The following is a 10,063-nucleotide window of genomic DNA, read 5'->3' as shown; positions in this document are numbered from 1 at the left end:
ATCTCTGGTAGGAAATGCCGAAACAAAAACAACTTTGGTTTATGATTCAACTTCTAACAAGTTAACCTATAATGGAGAGAGTGGTACCCCAACTGTAATTGACCTTAGTGCATTAGCTATCGGAAGTGTAACTGCGGGTACAAATATTACCATTACAGGCACAGGAAAAGTTAATGATGCGTACATTATTAATGCTGTTGTACCTCAGCAAGTTATAAATGAATTTGCTCCGACTTCAGGTCAGACAAGCTTTGCATTAGAAACTGCACCCTCTTCATTATCTAAAGTGGTTATGTATATCAATGGTGTTCGAATTAATAAAAATGCATTTTCTGTAGTTGGCAGTACAGTTACATACAACCCTGCAAATAATGGTGGTTTTATTTTAGGTACAGACCAAATTGATAATGATAATGTAATGTTTGATTATTTTAAATAGTCGTTTAAAGTTGCAAGGTCCGAAAGCTATTTTAAAGGTAAAGGACTTTTCTAGTATTGTAATAAAATTTTTAAATAATTAAGAATGAAAAAAATAATATGTATGTTATTGTTAATCCAAGGAGGATTCATAATGGCACAAACAGAAACATTGGTAACTCCAAATGGAAAAAAAGTAAAAATAAACCCAAATACCATTAATACTGCAGAAAATGGTTTGTCTTCATATATGGGAAAAATTAAGCTGGGAGGTGAGTTAACTGAGCCTACGGATATAGGAGCAAGTGCAACTAATACTTTGTCTATAACTGGACTACAATCAGCTAATGGATTTAAGTTTAATACGGAAAGTATTTTAGTTACTGATATTGACGGAAAGCTGCGTGTGGCAGGTTTTGGCAGTTTAATTGGAGTTACAGGAGGAGAAAATGTAAGTGTTCTAGGAGAAGGTACGGTTAAGAATCCTTTTGTTATATCATCACCTATTCAAACAGCATTACTAACTCCAAGTACTCCAATAGAAGCAATAGATGGAACAACTATCGCTGTTCCATCTGATAATGTGCAAGGAGCAATAGGGGATTTAGCTAAGGATTTATCTCAAAAATGGAATATCGCTGGAAACAAAGGAACAAATCCTGATAAAAATTTTATAGGAACAATAGATAATGTTGATCTAGTATTTAGGAGAGGGAATGCAATAAGTGGAAGAATAGGAGAAGACAATGTTTCATTTGGAGTGTTTGCACTACCAAACAATACTGGGACTAACAACATTGCTATTGGTGATTTTACATTATCTTCTAATAATAACGGTTATAGTAATACTGGAGTTGGGTCTCAAGCACTTTCTTCAAATAAAACTGGAAATTCAAATGCTGCAATAGGAGCAAGTGCTTTATATAATAATATCAGTGGTAATGAAAATACAGCTATTGGTGAAGGTGCTCTACATTATCTAGAATCTGGTAATAATAATATTGCAATTGGTGCTAGAGCTGGGAATGATTTTTTTTCAGGTAAAACTGAAATAAGAAAAATGTCTAATTCAATTCTTATTGGAAATAATACTCAGACATTGGAAGATAATGACTCGAATGAAATAGTAATAGGTAATAATGCTATCGGTAGAGGTTCTAATACGGTCACTATTGGAAATAATTTAATAACTAGTATTGGAGGATTTGTAGCTTGGTCAAATTATTCAGATTTCCGTTTGAAAAAAGATATTAATACAAGTACTTATGGCTTAAATTTCATTAATAAATTACGCCCCGTAACCTACCATATGAAAACAGGAACTACAGATCTGCAATCAGGATTTATTGCTCAGGAAGTAGAAGCTGCCGCAAATACGATAGGGTACAAATTTAGTGGTGTTGTAAAACCACAAAACGATCAAGATTATTACAGCCTTCGTTATTCAGAGTTTGTAGTACCATTGGTTAAAGCAGTACAAGAACAGCAATCACAAATCGAAACACTTCAAAAAGAACTAAACGATCTTAAAGCAGTTGTTCAGAAACTTATAGATAAAAAGTAGGAACAAATATTTTATAAATAAAAAACCCCGAGTGCTATACATTCGGGGTTTTTTATTTATAAAATATTAAAAAAGAACTTATTGATGAATCTTTTTTAAACCAAATGCCAAACTTTATAAAATATATGGTTTTTTGGCACTTTGTATTCATGATTTCTGTATTTATCAAACCATTAAATCATAGACAGTCAGATGTCCAAAAAACTAAAATCTTAGATCCAAAATTTAAATTAACTTATGTTGATTTTGCTGCATTAAAAAGATATTTTGTAACTAACCGAAAGAAAACAAAAACGTTCACTGTTGATGAACCAATTAAAGTAATAATAATTTCATCAGATAAATTTAGTTTTCCCATTCCTTTCCATATAAGGATAAACAATATCGCAATACACCAAAGGCAAGTAAAGCTAAAGATATATTCAGCATAATTTTTTCGTTCAATCATATTCTGATCTGAATTTTTTATTTCCTGAATATGTTTTTCATATGACATATACTCAGCAATAGATACTGGGCTTGTTGGAGCTGCTGTAGCATCATCTAATAAATTATTAAGATTAAAACCTGAAACGTTTGCTGCCATGCTTCTTATAATTGTTCTTGTTGTTCTATGAATCGTTGAAAATATTCAGCAATAGCCTCGTTTGAAATATATTCATCATTATTATTTCTTGCATTTGCCCAAGGAGATTCCGGAAGATGAGTCCAGTTGGATAGTTGGATGGCATTAAGATTTTGAGCCACTTGTAAAGCGAAATTGATAGTCTCATTAGCAGTAGCATCAAATTCTTGATCTTGATTCATAGTATATTCAATGGGAATTTTCTTAATATCACTATTGCCATATTCTTTAAATTCATGATATACTGATTTTATTACAGGTCCGTATGGCCATACTTCAATAGGTTCATTAAATAAGGGCTTACCTTTTTTTGCAAGGTATAAGCCATTAGCAATGAATAGAAGTTTTTGAAGCGACATATTAGAAATTCCTATATTTTGCTCTTTTGCACGTTTTAGAACTTCGCCTGCTAAAAATAAAGCTGATTGTGACACATTTAGAAATTTGAGTTATCATTAAATATAATTATGATAAAATTAATCAATTTAACATGTTATTCATTATATAATAAAAAAAAGTCATATTAATTTATCTTTTTTGTGGGTATTTACTTATTACTCATTGTTTTTTGAATAAACAAATCTCTTTCAAATAATTTAATTCATCCAATAACATATAGATATGTCTTAATTTATAAGTTTAAAAACTTATAAAGGCTGAAATTAAGTGTTGATAATCAGAATTTTGCAACCTTGTTTTAAAAGAGGTTTAATAAATAAATGATGTTAATAAAATAGTCTTTATTCAAAAGAAAAAAAGAGATACTATAAAAGTAATTTGACCCTATTTTGATATAGCAATAACTTTTAGGGTAAAAGTAAATTTTATTGATGAAGTAATTTTACGGTTTAATTTAAAATATAATTTATATAGTAAATATGCCTATCTATGAAAAATAATAACTTATATAATGAAAAACTGCCCGTTTTTAGAATGGCAAATAAAAAAAAATCTTATTGTGCATTAGGACTTTTTGCAGGATTATTTTCTTCTTATAATGCAAGTGCTCAAATGGTTAATAATGGAGATATGAAAGTATATAATAATGTCATATTATCTATCCATATGGATTATGAAAATGCACCTTCAGGGAAATTTATTAATGATGGCGAGGTTTATGTTTTTCAAAATTGGAAAAATGATGGAGTGGTTGGGTATAATATTGCAGCAAATGGAAAAACTTTTTTTATTGGCGAACAAGATCAAATTCTAGAAGGCGGACAACAGTCAGATTTTCAAAATGTAATTTTTAATAATCTCAATTCTCCAATTCCATTTCATTTAGCGACAACTTTTTCAGTAAACAAAGAGGCTGATTTTAAAAAAGGAATTATCGATGCTGATGATTATGACGGTTTGGTGATTTTCAATGAAAATGCTGTTCATACAAATGCAAGCGATGCAAGTTTTGTTGATGGTAAAGTTCAGAAAATTGGAAGTGCAGAATTTGAATATCCAGTTGGTGATGAACTGCTTTTTAGGCCTTCTTACAATGCAGTCGGCGCAGCTGGCAATGTATATACTACACAATATTTTTATAAAAATTCTGGAGACATTCACTCTCATTCAAATAAAGAACAACAAATTCAGCTAATCAATAATGCAGAGTATTGGACTGTGACGAAAGATCAAGGTAGTGATAGGCTAGTATTGAGTTTAACAATGGATTCCAGAACAACCCCATCGGAATTTTTTAATTTAAATAACGATAAAGAAGTTGTAATAGTACGTTGGGATGAGGCTTCTGGAAAATGGATTAAAGAAGGTGGTGTCACGAGTAATAAAATAATTGATGCAAGTGTAAGTCCAGGAGCAGGCTACACGCAATTAGTAACTCACGAGGTACACGGATATGGAATGTTTACACTTGCAATAGCTGATAAAGATGTGCCAAAACCAGATGACTTAATAGTTTACAACGCACTTTCTCCAAACGGCGATGGTTTAAATGATACTTTCCATATTAAAGGAATTGATAAATATCCAGATAATACAGTTGAAATTTTTAACAGATGGGGTGTAAAAGTTTACGACGCTAAAGGGTATAATGAAAGCGATGTGATGTTTGCGGGCTATTCTGATGGACGTGCGACAATCAACAGAAATGAAAAATTGCCTACAGGAACCTACTTCTATATCCTGAAATATAATAATGGTACAAAAGTGATTGAAAAAGCAGGATACCTGTATATCAATAATCGATAATCTTAGGGTTTTAAGAATTAATAAGTAATTGAAAAGTAATGAAAAATATTTTTTACATAGTTATGGTATTGTTAGCTGGTACCTTAGGAGCTTCGGCTCAGCAGGAATCGCAGTATACACAGTACATGTATAATACAATGACATTTAATCCTGGATATACAGGATCAAGAGAAGTGCTAAGTGCAATGGGTTTATATAGGACACAATGGGTTGGTTTAGATGGAGCACCAAAAACAATGAATTTTTCTGTTCAGAGCCCAGTAGGTATTCACAGCGGACTAGGTTTAAATGTGGTAAGTGATCAGATTGGACCAACAAAAGCAACAGGGGTAACGGCAAATTATTCTTATACTATTTTAGGAAGTACAGATGTGAAATATTCATTCGGTATTTCTGCAGGTTTGGACAATTTTACAGTAGATTATGGTAAAATCAATCCTGAAAATCCAGATCCTTATTTGACTGGAATAGAATCTAAAATGTCGCCTAATGTTGGTGCTGGTTTTTATGTTCATTCTTACAACTGGTATGTTGGTTTATCTGCTCCAAGATTATTAAAAACTACATTTTTTGATGATGCAAAAGCAACAACATATTCTTCTTCATCGCATTTTTATCTTATGGGAGGATATGTATTTGATTTGAATCCCTATTTGAAGTTTAAACCTGCAGCAATGATAAAAGCAGTTTTAGGCGCACCTCTTGCAGTCGATTTATCAGCAAACTTCCTAATCAACGACAAATTTACTTTGGGTGCTGCTTATCGTTGGGATGCTGCCGTAAGTGGAATGGCAGGTTTTCAAATTACCGATGGTCTTAACATTGGCTATGCTTATGATTATGACACAACGCACATTGGAAACTATAATTCAGGTTCTCATGAGATCTTTTTAAGATTTGAATTATTTGGAAATTCAAAATCAAGATTAGTAACTCCAAGATTCTTCTAACACTGTTAAATACAAATATAATTATGGATAAAAAATTAAAAATTGCTTTTATTTTACTAATGGTTTGTATAATGAACATTGGTACAATACAAGCTCAGGATAAAAAATTAGAGAAAGCAGATGAGGCTTATAATAAATTTGCTTTTATAGAGGCTGCAAAATTATACGAAGAATCAATTAATAAAGGAAATACTTCTGTCGAAGTTTACAGTAAATTAGGTGATTGTTATTATTATAACGGAAAATATCCAGAAGCTGTCAAATGTTATTCAAAAATGGTAAATGCTTCAAGCGTTGAACCTGAATATTATTTTAGATATGCTCAGGCGTTGAATAATAGTCAGAAGTACAAAGAGTCTGAAGAAATAATGAAAAAATATTATTCAAAATCTGGCTCTAAAGATTTAAGTGATGATTGGAATGAAGCTAAACTTTTAGATGCTATTAAAAAACAATCAGGTCGTTATGATTATAAAGCGGTACAGCTTAATAGCCCATTTTCTGATTTTGGAACTGCTTTTTATGGAAAAGATAAAGTGATTTATACTTCAGCAAAAGATACAGGCGTAATTATTAAACGTAAACACAGCTGGAACGATAAATCATTTTTAAAACTTTACACTGCTGATGTTACGACAGATGGCGGTCTTCAAAATCCCGTTCTTGTAAAAGGTGAAGTAAATACAAAATACCATCAAAGTACGCCTGCAATTACTAAAGATGGTAAAACAATGTTTTTTACAAGAAACAATTATATTGAAGGCAAACTTGGGGAAGACAAAAAAGGGACTACCTATTTAAAAATTTATTCTGCACAGAATATTGATGGACAATGGAAGAATGTTAAAGAATTAGGCTATCCTGTTAATAGTGATGGTTTCTCTTCTGCTCATCCAGCAATTAGTGCTGATGAAAGCGAATTATATTTTGTGTCTGATCGCAATAATTCATTTGGGAATTCTGATATTTATGTTGTAAGTTTAAAAAAAGGGGGGTTTGTCGGAAATGATGTAACCAAATTAGGTGATGAAATAAATACACCTGGTCGAGAAACGTATCCATTCGTAGATTCATCTGGAATATTATATTTTTCATCAGATGGACATCCTGGACTTGGGGGGCTTGATGTTTTTGCTGCTGTTAAAGATGAGAAGGGTATTTACCATATTGCAAATTTAGGAGACGGTGTAAACACTAACTCAGATGATTTTGCTTATGTTATTCAAGACGATACTAAAAAAGGTTATTTTTCTTCTAATAGAGATGGAAATGATGATATTTATGGTTTTACGGAGAATAGACCTGTGACTTTTGATTTTAATTACCATCCTTTGGTATTTGGTACTTTGAAATTTACAACAGGAGAACCAATTGAAGGCATGGCGATTGAAATTCATAATGCTGCTGGAGATATTGTAAATACTGTATATAGTGATAAAAATGGTAAATATTTAACAGAATTAGAATCGTATAAGGACTACCAATTGGTTTATAAAAAGTCGGGTGTGGCTGAAAAGAATCAGAATGTTCCACAATTAAAACCTGCAGAAAAGAAGGAATATTCATTTGAATTTGTAAATGAAAGGGAAGTTATTGTTGATGGAGATAGAGTTAAGCTTAATGAGGATGATGATCTTGCCAAAACATTAAAATTATTGCCAATTTATTTTGATTACAATGGATACAAAATCAGAGAATCTTCAAAAGCTGAGCTGAATAAAGTTGTTGAAATAATGAAATCGCATACAACTATTACATTAACGGTTAACTCACACACAGATAGTAGAGGACGTGATGAATTTAATATGACATTATCAGAAAACAGAGCAAAAGCAACTGTAGATTACATAGTAAATCATGGTATTAGTGCTGATCGTGTAAGTGGAAAAGGATATGGAGAAACACGTTTGCTTAATAAATGCGCAAACGGAGTTAAATGTTCTGAAGCCGAGCATCAACTCAACAGACGTTCTGAATTCATTATTAATTTTTCAAACTAAAACATCTAAGAAATAAAAAAGGTACTCAAACGAGTACCTTTTTTATTTCTTAGATGTTCTTTAATGCCTCTTTTTTATAAAATCATCAATAGGTTTTTGATGGAATATTTCAAAATATTTTGAAGAAAAATAACTTAATTTAGTATAATTAAGTTCATACATAACTTCAGTCATGGTGTTGTATTCTCCACTTTTAAGGAGTTTCCTCGCCAGATTCATTTTTTCCTGAATGAAAAAAGTGTTTGGAGTAGTAGAAAGACATTTTTTAAAAGCTGCTTTATATTTTGATTCGGACATTCCTGCCAATGCAGCTAAAAAAACTATGGATGGAAAAGGTCCATATAGGTTAGCAATCAAATAGTCTTTTGTTTTATTTATTGCTTCATTTTCTGAATCTGTTAATACGTTGTTTTGTATTTCATAAAATCTGCTAAAGAAATTACCTAGCAATTTTAAAGACACCCCTTTTATAAATGAATCAAATGATAAATCATTTATAGTTTTTGTTTTTAAAGATTGCAACAACAAAGTACTATTACTGTCAATATTTCCATAATGATAAAAAGCATCTGAATTATTTTTTATTTTGTTTCTGTATTCTGTTTTTGGGTATTTATTAATAAAATCAGCTAATAATTTTTTGTCGACAAGTATTCGCAAAGCAAATGTTCTTTCATTTACAGCGGGTTTATAGGAGCTCGCAATTTCATTATCAATAATTGCAAGATCCAATTTGTCATACGATCCTATTTCATAATCTTTATTATTTATTTTAATCAAATTTATATGCTCACTCAAATCATAATGAAAGATGAATAATTCATTATTTGAGGGTTCTCTGCATATTTTCAGAGGAATGTTTAATCTAACATCTATGAAAAAGACTGAAATCGAAGGAGTAATTTGAGTAAAGTACGAATTTCCTTTTCCAATTTTTTCTGGAAAAACAATTATTTTGTCTTCAATTATTTTTGCATCAATCTGCTCTGCAAATTGTTGTTGCCATTCGGGGGTTAAACTATAATAATGAAATATTTTTTTCATAATTTTAAATAGCTAAAAAAATTATTTGCGACCATTTTATAATTCTTTTATAAATATTTTGGGTGAAACTCCAAAATGTTCCTTGAATTTCGATGCGAAATAAGAATTATTAGTAAAATTTAATTTGTCTGAAATTTGAGAAATTGATAATTGTTTTGTTTCAAGCAACTCTTTTGCAAGAAGTAATTTGTTCTTCATAAAAAAACTATTAGGAGTATCGCCTGTGATTTTATTAAATAAGTTTTTAAATTTAGATTCAGACATATTTGCCTTTTCAGCAAGAAATTTAATGCTAGGAAAATGTTCAAAAATATTTTCAATCAAATAAGTTTGGATTGCGATGATATTTTTTAAATCGTCCTGATTGACAGTTTGAATTATGATACGTTTACTGGCTATTTTTTTTAAATAATTTGAAATAAGTAAATGTACAGAGCCTATTAAGTTAAGGTCAAATATTGGCCCTCCAACTTTCTTTTTTCTTAAATCATCTAAAATATGGAAACTGTCGCTACTCATTCGATCAAAGCGGACCATAGTATTTTTGGAAGGATCAATCATCTGATTGATGTTTGGCAATACGATATCATATTTTTTTGCAAAAGATTCAATGATATCTTTTCTGATAAAAATAACAAGCGCAAAAGTTTTACTTCCTTTTTTTACGTGATAATCTGAATCAAGAGTTCCATCAATAACGGTTAAATTGTATTGCCACCTGCTGACATCGTAAATGAAATTATGAGTTGAAACAGTAGCTTCTCCATCAGTTAGATTATAATAATAACCAACAAAGTCAGGATTGATGTTTTTTTGGATGAGGTGCAGGTCGCGTTTGTATTCGACATCTATGTAATAAGCAATAATCCCATCCTGGCATTGTAAAAAATAACGGGTTCCGGTTTGTATATCTTCAGGAATTGTAATAAAATTCCCCTCAACTTTTCCTCCAAATTGTTGAGCTAAATTTTCTACCCAATTTAAATCTGCGCTATAAGAATGTTCAATTGTTTTCACAGTGTAGTAGTTTTTTATATTAAAGTTACTATTTTTTTGTTAATATGTTGATATTTAGTTTGTTTTGGTCGCTTTTCTCTTTTTTTTAATTAATTATAATTATTATTACATCATATACAGAACTCCTTCAGTTTCAAATTATAAAACTTATTTTATCATTTATTTGACTTCTTGTAGACAAACAATATACCGAATGTTTATATTTTTAAATTAGTGATTGAATGTCAGTGCATTATTTTTT

Annotated in this window: 9 protein-coding genes; 5 read left to right on the top strand and 4 right to left on the bottom strand. The window is 30.6% G+C overall.

The annotated features are described in order from the left end of the window. Together ACWA1B_RS17345 and ACWA1B_RS17340 are read left to right on the top strand one after the other, a co-directional pair. Positions 1–439: hypothetical protein (locus tag ACWA1B_RS17345; protein ID WP_456909052.1), on the top strand; the 439-nt coding region annotated here is incomplete at its 5' end. Positions 440–523: 84 nt separating this feature from the next. Next, positions 524–1,981 (top strand): tail fiber domain-containing protein, encoded by a 1,458-nt coding sequence (locus ACWA1B_RS17340; protein ID WP_456909050.1) that lies wholly within the window; start codon positions 524–526, stop codon positions 1,979–1,981. Between the two features lie 235 nt (positions 1,982–2,216). On the opposite strand, the gene ACWA1B_RS17335 is transcribed toward ACWA1B_RS17340, so the two are convergent. Beyond that, a complete protein-coding gene (locus tag ACWA1B_RS17335) occupies positions 2,217–2,567 on the bottom strand; it encodes a hypothetical protein (protein WP_456909048.1) in 351 nt (116 codons plus the stop codon). Positions 2,568–2,572: 5 nt separating this feature from the next. Beyond that, complete coding sequence (locus tag ACWA1B_RS17330; RefSeq protein ID WP_456909046.1) at positions 2,573–3,040, bottom strand: Panacea domain-containing protein; 468 nt, start codon at positions 3,038–3,040, stop codon at positions 2,573–2,575. 454 nt (positions 3,041–3,494) lie between these two features. Here ACWA1B_RS17330 and ACWA1B_RS17325 point away from each other — a divergent pair, with 454 nt between their 5' ends. Genes ACWA1B_RS17325 through ACWA1B_RS17315 form a run of 3 tightly spaced genes read left to right on the top strand, consistent with a single transcriptional unit; the run spans position 3,495 to position 7,761 of the window. Beyond that, positions 3,495–4,811 (top strand): gliding motility-associated C-terminal domain-containing protein, encoded by a 1,317-nt coding sequence (locus tag ACWA1B_RS17325; RefSeq protein ID WP_456909044.1) that lies wholly within the window; start codon positions 3,495–3,497, stop codon positions 4,809–4,811. 38 nt (positions 4,812–4,849) lie between these two features. Beyond that, positions 4,850–5,761: a PorP/SprF family type IX secretion system membrane protein gene (locus ACWA1B_RS17320; protein WP_456909042.1), complete on the top strand. Its 912-nt coding sequence runs from the start codon at positions 4,850–4,852 to the stop codon at positions 5,759–5,761. 23 nt (positions 5,762–5,784) lie between these two features. Continuing rightward, positions 5,785–7,761, top strand: a complete 1,977-nt coding sequence (locus ACWA1B_RS17315; RefSeq protein ID WP_456909040.1) for an OmpA family protein — start codon at positions 5,785–5,787, stop codon at positions 7,759–7,761. A gap of 60 nt (positions 7,762–7,821) precedes the next feature. On the opposite strand, the gene ACWA1B_RS17310 is transcribed toward ACWA1B_RS17315, so the two are convergent. Then, the gene (locus ACWA1B_RS17310) at positions 7,822–8,805 is read right to left on the bottom strand and encodes a helix-turn-helix domain-containing protein (RefSeq protein ID WP_456909038.1); all 984 of its coding nucleotides are present in this window, start codon (positions 8,803–8,805) and stop codon (positions 7,822–7,824) included. Positions 8,806–8,841: 36 nt separating this feature from the next. Next, the gene (locus ACWA1B_RS17305; protein WP_456909036.1) at positions 8,842–9,822 is read right to left on the bottom strand and encodes a helix-turn-helix domain-containing protein; all 981 of its coding nucleotides are present in this window, start codon (positions 9,820–9,822) and stop codon (positions 8,842–8,844) included. Between the last annotated feature and the right edge of the window lie 241 nt (positions 9,823–10,063).

Source organism: Flavobacterium xizangense (assembly GCF_054075145.1).
Note: the sequence above shows the minus strand (reverse complement) of the source record. Positions and strands in the feature narration are given on the sequence as shown.